At 39.5% G+C, this 14,099-nt stretch carries 14 protein-coding genes; 9 read left to right on the top strand and 5 right to left on the bottom strand.

Translation table 11 applies throughout. The annotated features are described in order from the left end of the window. The first annotated feature begins 69 nt into the window (after positions 1-69). The 3 genes from pepF (at position 70) to IJS99_06085 (ending at position 3,212) form a co-directional block, all read left to right on the top strand. On the top strand, positions 70-1,881 hold the full coding sequence (gene pepF / locus IJS99_06075; protein MBQ7561382.1) for an oligoendopeptidase F: 1,812 nt from the start codon (positions 70-72) through the stop codon (positions 1,879-1,881). An 84-nt stretch (positions 1,882-1,965) separates the two neighbouring features. Next, positions 1,966-2,796 carry an HAD family phosphatase gene (locus IJS99_06080; GenBank protein ID MBQ7561383.1) on the top strand — a complete coding sequence of 277 codons (831 nt, stop codon included), beginning with the start codon at positions 1,966-1,968 and terminating at the stop codon, positions 2,794-2,796. Continuing rightward, entirely contained in the window at positions 2,787-3,212 is a 426-nt protein-coding gene (locus IJS99_06085) for a signal peptidase II (GenBank protein ID MBQ7561384.1), read from the top strand. The genes IJS99_06080 and IJS99_06085 overlap by 10 nt, the downstream gene beginning before the upstream one ends. A gap of 8 nt (positions 3,213-3,220) precedes the next feature. Here IJS99_06085 and IJS99_06090 read toward each other — a convergent pair whose 3' ends face one another. The 3 genes from IJS99_06090 to argF are packed head-to-tail and all read right to left on the bottom strand — an operon-like array spanning position 3,221 to position 5,935. Continuing rightward, complete coding sequence (locus tag IJS99_06090) at positions 3,221-4,504, bottom strand: O-acetylhomoserine aminocarboxypropyltransferase/cysteine synthase (protein ID MBQ7561385.1); 1,284 nt, start codon at positions 4,502-4,504, stop codon at positions 3,221-3,223. Further along, entirely contained in the window at positions 4,491-5,000 is a 510-nt protein-coding gene (locus IJS99_06095) for a hypothetical protein (GenBank protein MBQ7561386.1), read from the bottom strand. Before IJS99_06095 ends, IJS99_06090 begins: the two co-directional genes overlap by 14 nt. Then, positions 4,997-5,935 carry an ornithine carbamoyltransferase gene (gene argF, locus IJS99_06100; GenBank protein MBQ7561387.1) on the bottom strand — a complete coding sequence of 313 codons (939 nt, stop codon included), beginning with the start codon at positions 5,933-5,935 and terminating at the stop codon, positions 4,997-4,999. Before argF ends, IJS99_06095 begins: the two co-directional genes overlap by 4 nt. A 758-nt stretch (positions 5,936-6,693) precedes the next feature. On the opposite strand from argF, the gene IJS99_06105 reads away from it, so the two are divergent. From IJS99_06105 to IJS99_06125, 5 genes are read left to right on the top strand one after another with little or no spacing between them, the layout of a single operon-like run. Beyond that, positions 6,694-8,076, top strand: coding sequence for a TolC family protein (locus tag IJS99_06105; protein MBQ7561388.1), 1,383 nt, complete (start codon positions 6,694-6,696; stop codon positions 8,074-8,076). A gap of 3 nt (positions 8,077-8,079) precedes the next feature. Further along, a complete protein-coding gene (locus tag IJS99_06110; GenBank protein MBQ7561389.1) occupies positions 8,080-8,601 on the top strand; it encodes a transglycosylase SLT domain-containing protein in 522 nt (173 codons plus the stop codon). Positions 8,602-8,645: 44 nt separating this feature from the next. Further along, a complete protein-coding gene (locus IJS99_06115; protein ID MBQ7561390.1) occupies positions 8,646-9,782 on the top strand; it encodes a hypothetical protein in 1,137 nt (378 codons plus the stop codon). Beyond that, on the top strand, positions 9,779-11,197 hold the full coding sequence (gene cysS, locus IJS99_06120) for a cysteine--tRNA ligase (protein ID MBQ7561391.1): 1,419 nt from the start codon (positions 9,779-9,781) through the stop codon (positions 11,195-11,197). Before IJS99_06115 ends, cysS begins: the two co-directional genes overlap by 4 nt. Positions 11,198-11,200: 3 nt before the next feature. Further along, positions 11,201-12,469: an MFS transporter gene (locus IJS99_06125; protein MBQ7561392.1), complete on the top strand. Its 1,269-nt coding sequence runs from the start codon at positions 11,201-11,203 to the stop codon at positions 12,467-12,469. Positions 12,470-12,546: 77 nt separating this feature from the next. Here IJS99_06125 and IJS99_06130 read toward each other — a convergent pair whose 3' ends face one another. Both IJS99_06130 and IJS99_06135 read right to left on the bottom strand, forming a co-directional pair. Beyond that, positions 12,547-12,789, bottom strand: coding sequence for a hypothetical protein (locus tag IJS99_06130; GenBank protein ID MBQ7561393.1), 243 nt, complete (start codon positions 12,787-12,789; stop codon positions 12,547-12,549). Between the two features lie 16 nt (positions 12,790-12,805). After that, positions 12,806-13,174, bottom strand: a complete 369-nt coding sequence (locus IJS99_06135) for a DUF2085 domain-containing protein (protein MBQ7561394.1) — start codon at positions 13,172-13,174, stop codon at positions 12,806-12,808. 115 nt (positions 13,175-13,289) lie between these two features. On the opposite strand from IJS99_06135, the gene IJS99_06140 reads away from it, so the two are divergent. Next, complete coding sequence (locus IJS99_06140; GenBank protein ID MBQ7561395.1) at positions 13,290-13,994, top strand: DUF554 domain-containing protein; 705 nt, start codon at positions 13,290-13,292, stop codon at positions 13,992-13,994. Positions 13,995-14,099: the final 105 nt, after the last annotated feature.

The raw sequence follows: 14,099 nt of genomic DNA on the forward strand, positions 1-14,099 counted from the left end.
CATGCAATAAAATAATAAAATCTTGCTATATAATTACTATAAATTTATACACAGGAGAAAATTTTTTACATGAATATGAACTCTAAAGAAGTACCCGAACGGAAAAATATTCCCGCTGAATTTAAATGGGATCTCGAAGCAATCTATAAAACTTTTGACGACTGGCAGAAATCTTTTAATGAAGTCAAGACAAAAATTGACGCTTTAAAAAATTATTCCGGCCGGCTCGGTGAAGGTGCTGACACTTTACTTGCATTTATTAAAGATGACGAGGCAATATCGCTCGAATTAAATAAATTATACGTTTACGCAAATATGAAGAGTCACGAAGATTTACGCGAGTCAAAGCCTATGGAATTAGCCGGATTAGCTGAAAATTTGTTAGTTCAATACTCTACTACAGCGGCTTTCTTTGAACCTGAAATTCTTGCACTCCCTAAGGACTATATTAATAACTGCATTAAGAATAATCACGAACTCACACAATATGAATTCTTTTTCCGGAAATTATTACGTGAACGCGAGCACATTTTATCGCCCGAAATTGAATACCTGCTTGCTAAGACCGGCGAAATTTCTTCAGTGCCCGATAATGCTTTCACACTATTAACTGACGCAGATATGAAATTTCAGGATATTCAGGACGATGACGGCAATTTAACGGAACTCACAGAAGAACGCTGGTACAAATTCAGCCGGAGCCTTAACCGTGAAGTCAGGCGAAATGCTTTTATAGGAATCTACGGGACTTACGAGAAATTCAAGAATTCAATCGCGGCTTTATATTCAGGTTCAGTGAAGGGCGATATTTTTTACTCTCAAGCAAGAAAATATAATAACTCTCTTGATATGGCTTTATTTGCCGAGAACGTCCCCGAATGCGTTTATAATCACGTTGTAGAGACTGCCAAAGAATACGCGCCCCTAATGCATAAATTAATATCTCTGCGCAAAAAAGTTTTAAATCTTGACGAGTTCCATTTTTATGATTTAAACGTGCCCATTTCGCAGGAACCTTCGGACGATATAAAATTTAATGACGCTGTAGACTTGGCCGTTAAAGCCCTTGCTCCGCTCGGTGATGATTATATCGCAAATTTCAAGCGCGGGATCTCTCAAAACTGGATCGACATTTACGAGAATAAAGGCAAGAGAAAAGGTGCTTACTCATGGGGCAGTTATGGGACTCATCCGTATGTATTATTAAATTATAACGGGACTTTGCGCGATGTCTTTACTCTCGTTCATGAAATGGGTCATAGTTTACACAGTTTTTATTCACGCTCGAATCAGCCTCAAGTTTACGCAGATTACACGATTTTGCTTGCTGAAGTAGCTTCTACCACGAACGAGGCATTATTACTTGAATACATGTTAAATAACGCGTCGAGTCAAGAAAATAAAAAATGGCTGCTTAATTATTATTATGACATGGTGCGGACTACTTTTTACAGGCAGGCTATGTTCGCAGAGTTTGAGCGGGAGACTCATAAGCACGCAGAGTCGGGGCAAATTTTGACTCCTGATTATATGTGCAATTTATGGGAAGAGTTAAATAATTCCTGTTATGGCCCGGACATGAAAATCGATAAAGAACTTTGTGCGGAATGGGCGAGAATACCTCATTTTTACACGGCGTTTTACGTGTATAAATACGTTACAGGCTTCACGGCTGCGAGTGCTTTTGCGTCGTCTATAATTAATAATGAAGATGGAGCAGTTAATCGCTACTTGAAATTTTTGCAGAGCGGCGGCAGTGATTACTCGTTAAATATTCTGCGTCGGGCAGGAGTCGACTTGACTGAGCGCGAACCCTTTGAGCGGACTATGAAAATGTTTGAGTCGCGTTTAAATGAAGGCATAAAAGCATGGAATATATAAATTTATGAGCGGCATATTAAGGAAAATTTTTTACAAGATAGCATGTATAATTACTCGGCTATAATAATCGAGGTGATTTTGTAAATGTCAGAAATAAAATTAATCGCGTTTGATCTTGATGATACCCTATTCAACAGCAATAAAGATATATCTCAAGCAAATATGGACGCTTTAGAACGTGCCGCAAAAATGGGAATTGAACTCGTGCCGACGACTGGGCGGTTTTGGAGCATTGTTCACGAGAAATTAAGAAATTCGGGCTTGATTCACTATGCTATAACACTGAACGGAGCAGAAATTTTTGATGTCAGGCAAAATAAATCTATAGCAAAATTTGAGATTCCGTTTTATAGGGCTGCTTTAATGTCGCGAGTCTTTGATGAGATTCCGGGGATTGCTTACGACTGCGTTATAAACAGTCAGGGCTATATGAGGCGCGATTTTTACGAGACTGCGAAAGATTTTACCATAGGCGAATGGCAGTATATCATGATAAAGACTTCACGCAAAACCGTTGATAACATGAGCGAGTTTTTATTAACACAAAAAATGGGCGTTCAAAAAATGTTAATCTTGACTCTTGATAATAAATTGCGTCTTGATTTATTGCATTCACTCCCGGCAGTATTTCCGCATAATTTATTTACGACTTCAGTGCCTAATAATATCGAAATCAATGACTTAAACGCTAATAAGGGCGGTGCTCTGAAATTTTTAGCTGAATACTTGAAACTTGATATAAAATCAACTATGGCATTTGGAGACGGCACTAATGATATTAGCATGATTCAGGCAGCAGGAATCGGAGTCGCCATGAAAAACGCTTGTCAGGAGGCATTGAATATAGCAGATTATATTACGGACTCATGCGATAATGACGGAGTCGCGAAAGGAATTCAAAAATTTTGCTTGTAATAATAATTTCATGCCTATTAATTGAGAATGTAACACGATATTTTTTGCGTGATTCTATAGAGTTAAGCACTAATCCCGGAGTAGCTTTCGGAATAATGAAAGATTTTCCGGGACTGGCTTTGACTCTTGCGATAATTACATGCTTGATAATTCTTTGTGTGTGCTTATTTGCGAGAATTAAGAAAATGACTCGTGCGGGGCTTGCGTTAATTTCCGGCGGGGCATTGTCGAATTTGCTAGAAAGAATTTTTTGCGGCTATGTTATTGACTGGATAGAATTCCCGTTCTTGCTTGATTTAAGATTTAATCTTTCTGACGTTTTTATATCGCTGGGAGCATTAATCGTGTTTATCTCGTTAATTCAGCAAAAAAATAATACTCTCCCGGAAAATTTGAGCCAGAATCCGAAAGAGTAATAATTTATTTATTTCACAGAGTCAAAACCTTTTTTCAAGTCTTCTATAATGTCATCAATATGTTCTGTTCCTATTGAAAGTCTTATAGTTGTAGGCTTAATCCCGCATGATAGTAATTCCTGCTCTGATAATTGCGAGTGTGTAGTTGAAGCCGGGTGAATGACTAGTGATTTAACATCGGCAACGTTCGCTAATAACGAGAATAATTCTAGACTCTCAGTGAATTTCTTGGCCGTGTTCGAGTCTCCCTTAATGTCAAATGTGAAGATTGAGCCGCCGCCATTAGGAAAATATTTTTTGTAGAGTTCGCCCGCCCTGCCTGATTCTAAAGAAGGGTGATTTACTTTTGCGACTTGAGGGTGATTCTTTAAGAATTCTACAACTTTTAATGCATTCTGAACGTGTCTCTCAACTCGGAGTGAAAGAGTCTCAAGCCCCTGCAGCAATAGAAACGAGTTAAAAGGAGATATGCAAGCTCCCTGATCACGCATTAAAGTCGTGCGCAATTTTATTATATATGCAAGATTGCCGGCTGCCTGAGTGAAAGTTATTCCGTGATATGAAGGATTAGGCTTTGAGAGTCCCGGGAATTTGTCATTTTGTGCCCAGTCGAAATTACCGCCGTCGACTATTACACCGCCCATTACTGTACCATGACCGCCGATAAATTTCGTCGCAGAATGTACAACTATGTCCGCCCCGTATTCAATCGGTCTGCATAAAAACGGGCTCGCAAAAGTATTATCAATTATGAGCGGGAGTCCGTGTTTATGTGCAATTTTCGCTATTGCCTCAATGTCTATAACGTCTGAATTTGGATTCCCTAGAGTCTCAGCATATAATAATTTTGTCTCCGGCTTGATTGCTTTCTCGAAATTTTCAGGGATTGACGGATCTACAAAACTCGCTGTTACTCCCTGTTCGGGTAAAGTGTTCGCAAATAAATTAAACGTCCCGCCGTAAAGATTCGTGGATGATACGACATGAGAGCCAGCAGTCGCTATATTTTGCACCGCGTAAGTTATCGCAGCAGACCCCGACGCAGCAGCCAAAGCCCCCGCTCCGCTTTCAAGTGCCGCTATTCTTTTCTCGAATATATCATTAGTAGGATTCATTAAACGGGTGTAAATATTGCCCGGTTCAGTCAGTGAGAATCTTCCCGCAGCAGTCGCCGAGTCCTTAAATACATATGATGTCGTTGCATAAATCGGAACAGCCCGCGAGTCAGTTGCCGGATCTGCATTTTCTTGTCCTACGTGTAATTGCAAGGTCTCAAATTTATATTTGCCCATGGTTATTGCCTTCTTTCGAGCTTGATTTATTGAATATTATTACTTTATTATAGCCTTCAGGTAAATATTTATAAGTCATAATATATAGCGCGCTGCTTAATCTGTTAAGTACATAATTGAGTCTCAACTCGTCATTTATGAAAGTTTTGCAGGAAATTAACTCAATTTCACGCACAAGAGTCCGCAATAAATTTATACTTGCTGAAAGTCTACCCATTTCGTAACACGGCAGAATATGTCCGAGTCCGTAAAAATTTTTAGGATTGTGCGAGCGTTTATGTATTTCGTCATCGTCGAGTCCAAATAAAATTAATTTCTCGCTAAAAATTTCGTCTCGTGCTTCACAGGATTGAATTTTGCGTATAATTTCGCGTATTTCTTCTAAGTCCGCAATAAATTCTTGATTATCCGAGCTTGTTTGCAAGTAAATTATCTGCGCATTCAGTGAGTCGAGTCGCCCTCTTAGAATTATTCTTGTGCTTGTCTTGTCGGTCATGCTCCCAGTGTCGCCACCATTACAGCTTTAATCGTGTGCATTCTGTTTTCTGCCTCGTCAAAAACTTTTGAGCGTTCTGACTCAAAAATTTCTTCTGTTACTTCACAGCCCTTAACAGCCGGTAAACAATGCAAAAATATAGTTGACTCTTTTCCTGTCGCCTGCATAACTCGTGAATTAACCTGCCAGCCCTGCAATAATTTATAGCGTTCTTCTTTGAGTGCTTCTTCTCCCATTGAGACCCATACATCAGTATATAAAGCGTCCGCACCTTTCACGGCCTCTAAAGGGTCATTAATTATATTTATGCTTGAATGTTTTGCGATTTGGCGGCATTTATCGAGCAAATTTTTATCGGGTTCGAGTTCACGCGGTGAAGAGACTACATAATTTACGCCCATTTTTGCACAGCCTATCATTAAAGCATTTGACATGTTATTGCGCCCGTCGCCTAAATAAACGAGTCTCAAGCCCTGTAACTTCCCGAAATTTTCACGCAGAGTCAAGAAATCCGCTAAAACTTGAGTGGGATGATCTATATCTGTCAGACCGTTCCAAACTGGCACGCCCGAATATTTTGCTAGAGTCTCGGCCGTCTCCTGCTTGAATCCGCGAAATTCTATACCGTCAAACATTCGGCCAAGTACACGCGCAGTATCTTTCAAATCTTCTTTTGCGCCTAAATGAATGTCATTTTTTCCGAGAAATTCCGGGTGCGCTCCCTCGTCAATACATGCTACAGTGAATGCACAGCGAGTCCGAGTCGATGCTTTCTCGAATAATAACGCGATATTTTTGCCTGATAAAGAATTACCGCGAATTCCCGCACGTTTTTTTGCTTTGAGGTCAGCAGCGAGATTCAATAAATAATTTATTTCGTCCGTCGTGAAGTCCATTAGAGTCAAGAAATTGCGGCCTCTGAGATTTACTGCCATAAATTTGCGCCTCCTGAAATATAAAATTTTTCCGTGATTATAGCACTGTTATTATATTGCTTGATTATGTCAGAACTTAACATTATTTAATGAGTCGCCCATAAATATTTTATCAATTAGCCCCGATAAATTTTTTCTCGTAAATAATAAAATTTTCCTGTGTGATTCATTGCCAAAAATTGCGCTGTATAACAAAAATTTTTACCTTTGTGAGTGATTGCTATTACTGAAATAAATTCACTTTTTTGTAGCTGTAAATGTAGCTGTAAAATTTGTATCTTTTACGATATTTCTTGCTAGGAAAATTATAGCATTTGAAATCTTGAATCATGAATATTTTGCGCAAAAATCAAAAACTTTTTACACGCCGTTATTACTGAAAATATAAATTTTAATGAGTCCCCTGAGCTTGCTTTATTCCCTCCGACTGACAGACCGATAAAATTTTTCCGTGTGATTCGCTGCAAAAAAATGCTGTATAACAAAAATTTTTACCTTTGTGAGTGATTGCTGTTACTGGAAAAAATAAATATTTTTGTAGCTGTAAATGTAGCTGTAAAAGTGAGTCCCCCGCCGCATAGTGAGTCCATCCCACCCGCCCGCATAAAATTTTAAAAAATTTCGCAAATAATCGCAAAAGTGTTATATTATCGCGGCAATTATCGTTAAAAAACGTCATGAAAAAATTGCAGTGATTTTATATTATATTATGTCATTAAGAAAGTTTATTTTATTTAAGAAGGAGACTAGCTCATAATATGCAGGTTTTAAAGCGTATCAAGAAAATTTTACCAGTTTTTGCGGCGGTCTTAGCTGTTCCGGCGGTGTCTTTCGCGTCAGTATCTATGACTCTCCCGCAATATATTAATGAAATCTTGCTAAATAATCATACTCTCAAGGCAGCAATTAAGAATGTTGAAGCAAGTTATTATTCCGTCCTTGCGTCAGTAGCTTATCAGAGGCCGAGAACTAATATATCAGCGTCGGGCTTACTGGGGACTGCACAGTTAAACGGCGACGAGAAAGAATATCACCCGGCAGTAGGCAATGTAAATTTTTCTCTCACTCACAGAATCGACATCAGCGGAAGTTATAAACTTGACGAGAAGCAAAATATTTTAGGCTATGAAGTATCGCGGGCAAATTTCGACACAAGTTTAAATACTTTAATAGCTACAGCCGAGCAGACATGGTGGAGCGCAGTTCTTGCACGTGAAAATATTAAATTACAGCGTGAAATCATGTTACAGAGAGCCGAAAATCATCGCGTTACAATGGAAAAATATAATCAGGAATTAGTTCCCAGACTCGATATAGTCAGAAGTGAGGCGCAAGTTGTAGCTGCTGAGACTCTAGTAAAGAATGCCGAGACGAATTATTTAAATTTACTTGCTGAATTATCATTAATGGCCGGAGGTCTTGACGTTGAACCTGTAGAAAGCGAGTTACAAGTCCCGCAATTTGATGTAGCACTTGATTATGACTCGGCTTTATTGGCTCGTCCTGATGTTAGGGGCGCAAAATTGAATCTCGAACGCGCTAAACTCGTCAAAAAATTGACCGCTAAAGGATTATCGCCGACTCTTGATTTTGGATTCCAGTGGACTCCGTGGGCAGATCCTAAAGCATCAACAACTCCCAATAATGGAGAAGCCGGGGCAAGTTTAACTCTCACAGTGCCATTAACTGACGGACACGAGACGAAATATAGAGTCTTAAACGCTGATAGATTAATTCAGGCCGCAGAAGCAAATCTTGAATCTTTACAGGAACAGACAAGACGGGATATTGCAGTCGCCATGAATAACTGGAAAAACGCCGCCGCATCAGAAAAGGACAAAAAACGCCAAGTCGAACGCTCGGAAGAAGAATTAAAGATTACCGAATTAATGTACTCTGAAGGAATGGGAGCGCAGATTGATTTAATAAACGCTCAGACAGCATATCAGGCCGTCAAAACAGAATATCTTGACTCGATTAAAAATATGTATGTAGCTCTTGTTGCATTAAGAAAGGCAATCGGCGATTATTCCCCGAATGAAGACGGATCTTGGCGCGAGGCTGTTGTACGTTACGGGAAGGGCAATAATATAATAGGCGAGCCGGGACTTAAAATTTTACGGACTAACTCAAAAAAATAACGCATGAATAAAACACGAAAATTTACACTTATAATAATTTTGCTGTTAATCTTTGTGAATATCTCTAATATTTCAGAGGCCGCAAAAGATTCACGAGTCAAGAATATCACTGATTTATTCACACGGGCGAATCCTGCTCTATCAGAGAAACGCGCGGGAAGATTTGCAGAAATTGTGATAGAGGCCGCAAAAAAATTTAATCAAGATCCGTATATAATAGCTGCTATTATAGTACATGAGTCTACAGTTAATGCTAATGCAGTCTCTAAAGGCGGCGACTATGGACTAATGCAAATACACTGGAAAGCTCACTATAAGACTTTGCAGAAAAGATTTAATATCAAGAGTTCAAAGGGGTTATTTGACGCAAGAATTAATATATTTTTCGGGACAGAAATTTTTGCGGACTGTATGAAGAAATCAAGCACTGACGAATGGGGGGCTTTAATGCGTTACAGCTCAGGCAGTAGAAAACTTGCAACTAAGGTGCTTGCTACTGTTCAGGAATTGCGGAAAAAGAAATAATTTATTGAGTTATTATTATTTATGAAGGGGAGAAATTTTTTATTATGAATATGAAAAAGTTTATCACGAGTTTATTATTCTTGTGTTTACTTGCTGGAGTCTCTTTTGCTGATATTGCCTATAATACTTCAAATGGAAAACTCGGACTTATAAGTATATCGGCTCTTGATGAGGTCAGCCCGCCCGTTGTCAAGTATTCGAACGCCGGGAATGATTCTTTATTAGCTACATATGCTAATACTAGTTACGCAAATTTATTACTTCTTAAACGCTCATATGATACAGCAGCTTCACTCGGAGATAACGCGCTTATATTTGATACTCTTGACATGACGGCTCCGATTGATGATTTTATTTTAGAGGGCGTATATGACTCTGTAAAGGTCGGCTATTCATTTAACGGCACGAGTGTATTTGTTGCGTCCCAGTCAGGAAGCACTATAACTGAATATGACTCAAGCACGTTTGCATATTTGAATAGCTGCTCGATCGATATAGACGGAGTTGTTGAAGATATGCTTGTAGACAGGGCATATATTTATTTGTTAATGACTGCTGTAGAGTCTCCTGATATAGGCGTTTTGCTTAGATTTGACGGTCAATTAAAATTTGATGCTAAGACATTTGCAATGCTTGAACTTCCTGAGGGCTCAAAATGTATGGCAACTTTAGGAAATTTATTTACAGCTATAGGACATTCTACGGGAATTATTGCACTGAATAACAGGACACTTCAGGGTATTGTTGACACGGCCGAGCCGGTTAAAGCCATTTGCATGGACTATAACACTGATAATTTCGGGTGCTATTACATAACTCAATCGGAAAATAACGGAAATTATACTAATTCATTATGGCATTTCAACGGGGCAACGGCTGAATTACTGAACACTCAACAGTCAAGTAACTCACACTGCAAATTAGTTTATGACTACGAAAACGGCATTATGGCGGCAATCATGGCGGAGAAAATTTTTATTTATTCGTCAACTGGAGATGCTTTACTTGCTGCGTTTGACAGCTCGGCATTAGGCGGGACTCCTGAAAACGTCGCGATTACTACAGTAATAACGAGTACTAATTATTCTAGTAAATCCAACAGGAGCGGCTGTAATATAACGGGAGCGGGACTCGTTTTGTTTATTCTTGCTGCGTTGAAATTAAGGAGTGGAAAATTTTGAGTCTAGTTTTATTTAATGACTTAACAAGAAAGAAAGAAGAATTTATACCCATTAAGCCCGGCCAAGTGAGTTTTTACTCATGCGGACCGACTGTTTATGATTATTTTCACATAGGGAATGCGAGACCGTTTATAGTTTTCGATGTATTAAGGCGATGGCTTGAACACGAGGGCTATAAGGTGAAATTTGTGCAGAACTTTACGGACATTGACGACAAAATGATTCACCGTGCCCATAAAGAAAATATAACAGTTCAGGAACTCGCAGAGAGATTCATAAACGAGTATAACAAGGACGCGGACGCATTAGGCATAAAACGCCCTGACGCTGCCCCCCGTGCTACTGAGCATATACAGGAAATAATTAATACTATTTCAAGAATAATAGCGAACGGCCACGCATATGAATCAAACGGGGATGTATATTTTGACGTTAAGAGCTGGCCGAAATACGGGACATTATGCAAGCAAAATCTTGAAGATTTAGAGTCAGGCGCAAGAGTCGAGCCCGGCGAAAAGAAACGCGATCCCTTAGACTTTGCACTATGGAAAGCAGAGAAGCCCGGCGAACCTTCATGGGAGAGTCCCTGGGGGAAGGGCCGACCCGGCTGGCACATAGAATGTTCTGCAATGTCGTCTAAATATTTAGGTGAAAATATTGATATTCATTCGGGCGGTGTTGATTTAATGTTCCCTCATCACGAGAACGAGGCCGCACAGAGTGAAGCCGCCTCAAATTCCGGCCGTCCATTCGTAAATTACTGGCTGCATAATGGATTTTTACTGATTGACAGCGAAAAAATGTCAAAATCTCTAGGGAATTTCATGACAGCAAGGGCAGCACTTGAGAAATATAACCCGCTCGCTTTGAGATTCTTTATGTTGAGTGCCCACTATAGAAGCCCGATAAATTTTACCCCCGAATCACTCGAACAGGCCGAAGCTGGAGTCATGAGGTTAAGAAATTGCCGCAGTGATTTAGATTTTGCCGCTGAAAACAGAGTAAATGAATCAAGTAAATTTGACGTGAAGGAATTTGACGCGAAATTAGAAGATTTACACACAAAATTTGCTGACTCAATGAATGACGATTTTAACACGGCCGCAGCAATGGGAATATTATTTGATGTAGTTCACTTGATTAATACGAGTCTGAAGGAAAATGAGACTCTGCCCGTTGAATTCTATAATCTCGCGAAAAATTATTTACTTGAATACGATAATATTTTAGGAATTATAGGCGACGTAGAGTCAGACCCTGAGAGCAGCGAAATAAACGCACTAATTCAGGAACGCACGCAGGCAAGGAAAGCGAAAAATTTTGCACGTTCAGACAAAATCAGGGATTTATTGAAATCTCGCGGGATAATTCTCGAAGATACACCGCAAGGCACTAAATGGAAGCGTGAAATATAAATCATGAATCAATTTTCTTTGTTATTGACTAAAAGATTTATGCCGCTGTTCATAACTCAATTTTTAGGGGCATTCAACGATAATTTTTTCAAGAGTGCATTAATGATGTTAATCACTTACAAATTAGCAGACGAGTCCGGACTTGATCCGCGTATACTTGTTAATGCAGCTGCGGGGATATTTATATTGCCGTTTTTCGTGTTTGCTCCGACGGCGAGTGATTTAGCAGATAGATTTGACAGGGCTGTATTAATGCGCTGGGTAAAATTCGCTGAAATTGTAGTAATGACCGGTGCGACACTGGGATTTGTGTTACATAATTTATGGCTGTTAATAATCGTGTTATTCATGATGGGCGCGCAGTCAGCATTTTTCAGTCCGGCAAAATACGGCATTCTACCGCAGCACTTGGCCGAGCATGAATTAATTGCAGGTAACGGCTTAATTCAAATGGGTACTTACTTGGCAATATTAACAGGAACTATAGCGGGCGGATTGTTAATTTTGCGTGAAAACGGGATTTATTTAGTCGGACTCGGTGCTGTAATGATTGCATTTGCCGGCTGGGTGAGCAGTTTATTTATTCCACCTACAACGCCTATAGACTCGAACCGCAAAATTTCATTTAAATTAATATCTCGAACGTCTGAAATGTTTAGAGAAATTTGGCCTATGAGACAAGTATTTTGCTCAATGCTGGCTATTTCGTGGTTCTGGCTGGTCGGGTCTGTATTTCTTGCGCAGTTCTCTACTTATTCGCGTTTAATTCTCGGAACTGATGAGAGTGTTGCTACAAGTTTTCTTGCTATATTTTCATGCGGTATAGGTTTAGGCTCGATGGCTTGTAATTCTATTCTGAAGGGGCAAATCACGACAAAATATGTACCGTCGGCGGCATATGGTATAGCGATTTCAAGCGTTTTATTATGGTATGTGAGCGACCGCCCCCCCGTTGATTCCAGTGCGCAAATAATCGGAGCGTTTGAATTTTTCTCCCGGCCTGAAAATCTTTTGATTCCTGCGTGTTTATTTATGATTGCTTTCTGCGGAGGTTTGTATATTGTGCCTCTTTACGCCGTTATGCAGAATAGAGCGCCCGAGTCAAAAGTTTCTAGTGTTATAGCCTGCTCAAATATAAGTGATTCTATTTTTATGGCACTTGCTGCAGTGGGAGCGAGTATCTTAATAGGCAGCGGTCTGACAATTCCGCAGTTATTCTTGACTATGGGACCGACAACTTTTATTGTAGGCTTGTTAGTGGGAATGATTTAATTTATAAAACGAGTCCCCCGATTCATTCAATCAAAGCGAGTCGGGGGAATTTATTTTATTACGGGAATTATAATTATTTATTCTGATTTATCCCGCTTGAGAGTTACAATTATTTCGCCTGTTGTTGAGCCTGCACAAAATGCCAACGGTTCGCAAATAAAGAATAAGCAGCAAGCCCTTCCGCCCCTGAATTTGCCCTGTGTTATATTTTCTGAGACGACCTCCCAGCCCTGACTCGTATAATCCTGTAGAGCCTGATTCTTTTCTCGCTGCCCCTTCTCGTTATTAGGAAAATTTAAAGTTTTGAATTCTGCCGCCATGAATAAATCCCCGCTTTCATGAAAAAATTTTTAATATAATCTCAATACAGAACGCCGGAAATGTTAGACCAAATCCAAATCCCGTAATAAATCGCAGAAAATTATTACTCTCTCGAAAATTATATAACTGCGTGAAGCCGTCAAGTGCCATTATAGAAGCGCATATAATAAAAATTGTAATAACCTTTTCGCCCATAAACAGCCAGAATATCAACGAAAAAATATATCCCGTGAAGATTCCCGTACACCGCGCGCAAATATGAAACTGTCTGCCCCTGACAAAAAACGAGCGTTCAGACAACTGATGACACCGCCAATATTTAGCGAGTAAAATATTATCGACGAATAAAGCTATTAAAATTTTTTCAGCAAGAGTATATTTCATAATTCAATAATAAATAAATCCATAAAATTTTTGTTATTATAACACGCGCGAGTCGTTCATGTTTTGTGCTAAAATTGTGCGAATAATAAAAAATTTTCAGGAGCAAATTTATTATATGCTAGAAATCTTTAAATCAATACCAGCGGGCGGGACTGTCTTTAACTGCATTGCTGTAATAATCGGCGGGCTTGTCGGCTTATTTGCGGGGCGGTTCATTCCGGAGAAAACTCGGGCGGCTATATTTAATTGCATGGGCTTGTTTACTCTTTATGTAGGAATAAATATGACTCTCAACACAAAAAATTCTATTGCTGTATTATTGAGTCTCGTCTTAGGCACAATAACGGGCGATTTTCTGGGACTTGAAGACAAATTAAATTTTTTAGGCGACAAATTACGGGATAAATTCAGCAAGTCGGACTCAAATTTTACGCAGGGATTTGTGAATTCAACTCTATTATTTTGCGTGGGAGCTATGTCAATAATCGGCGCATTTAATGACGGCTTGAGACATGACCCGGAAATCTTAATAACTAAAGGCATAATGGACGGGGTTATTTCTGTGATATTTGCGGGCTCGTTTGGGATCGGAGTATTATTCTCGATTATTCCCGTGTTTATATATCAGGGAGCTTTTACTCTGGCTGCATCGCTGCTTGAGTCTTTTATCACAGCCGAAATGTACGCAAATATTTCAGGAACCGGCGGACTCATGATTATAGGAATCGGCTTAAATTTGCTTGGTATCAAGAAAATAAAACTATGCGATATGCTGCCGGGGTTGCTTTATGTTATATTATTTACTAAAATTTTTGCGTGAAAGGCGGTTAACAAAGTGATAAATAATATAATGGAGTCAGGAGTCAGGAGTCAGGAGTCAGGAGTCAGGAGTCAGGAGTCAGGAGTCAGGAGTCAGGAGTCAGGA

The organism is Synergistaceae bacterium (assembly GCA_017444345.1).
Classification (GTDB): Bacteria; Synergistota; Synergistia; order Synergistales; family Aminobacteriaceae; genus JAFUXM01.

Coding starts and splice junctions, on each gene's coding strand:
- pepF (MBQ7561382.1), top strand. CDS start 70: ATGAATATGAACTCTAAAGAAGTACCCGAACGGAAAAATATTCCCGCT.
- IJS99_06080 (MBQ7561383.1), top strand. CDS start 1,966: ATGTCAGAAATAAAATTAATCGCGTTTGATCTTGATGATACCCTATTC.
- IJS99_06090 (MBQ7561385.1), bottom strand. CDS start 4,504: ATGGGCAAATATAAATTTGAGACCTTGCAATTACACGTAGGACAAGAA.
- IJS99_06095 (MBQ7561386.1), bottom strand. CDS start 5,000: ATGACCGACAAGACAAGCACAAGAATAATTCTAAGAGGGCGACTCGAC.
- argF (MBQ7561387.1), bottom strand. CDS start 5,935: ATGGCAGTAAATCTCAGAGGCCGCAATTTCTTGACTCTAATGGACTTC.
- IJS99_06105 (MBQ7561388.1), top strand. CDS start 6,694: ATGCAGGTTTTAAAGCGTATCAAGAAAATTTTACCAGTTTTTGCGGCG.
- IJS99_06110 (MBQ7561389.1), top strand. CDS start 8,080: ATGAATAAAACACGAAAATTTACACTTATAATAATTTTGCTGTTAATC.
- IJS99_06115 (MBQ7561390.1), top strand. CDS start 8,646: ATGAATATGAAAAAGTTTATCACGAGTTTATTATTCTTGTGTTTACTT.
- IJS99_06125 (MBQ7561392.1), top strand. CDS start 11,201: ATGAATCAATTTTCTTTGTTATTGACTAAAAGATTTATGCCGCTGTTC.
- IJS99_06130 (MBQ7561393.1), bottom strand. CDS start 12,789: ATGGCGGCAGAATTCAAAACTTTAAATTTTCCTAATAACGAGAAGGGG.
- IJS99_06135 (MBQ7561394.1), bottom strand. CDS start 13,174: ATGAAATATACTCTTGCTGAAAAAATTTTAATAGCTTTATTCGTCGAT.
- IJS99_06140 (MBQ7561395.1), top strand. CDS start 13,290: ATGCTAGAAATCTTTAAATCAATACCAGCGGGCGGGACTGTCTTTAAC.